Below are 232 nucleotides of genomic sequence, written 5' to 3' on the forward strand. Positions count from 1 at the left end.
GGGTATTCTCTACCTGACCACCTGTGTCGGTTTGGGGTACGGTCCCACTGTATCTGAAGCTTAGAGGCTTTTCCTGGAAGCGTGGCATCGATGACTTCCTGACCGTGGTCAGTTCGTCTCGTCTCTCGGCCTTGGGGGACCGGATTTGCCTGATCCCCCAGCCTACTGACTTTCACCAGGACTACCAACGCCTGGCTCACCTAGCCTTCTTCGTCCCCCCATCGCAATACAG

The 232-nt window shown here is 56.9% G+C and carries 1 rRNA gene; it reads right to left on the reverse strand.

Annotated elements, in window-relative coordinates:
- Nucleotide 1 precedes the first annotated feature (1 nt).
- Nucleotides 2–232: ribosomal RNA gene (locus tag HALO32_RS17850) — 23S ribosomal RNA — on the reverse strand; the annotation flags it as partial.

Origin of the sequence: Halomonas lysinitropha, from assembly GCF_902500215.1 — a bacterium.
GTDB classification, from domain to species: domain Bacteria; phylum Pseudomonadota; class Gammaproteobacteria; order Pseudomonadales; family Halomonadaceae; genus Halomonas; species Halomonas lysinitropha.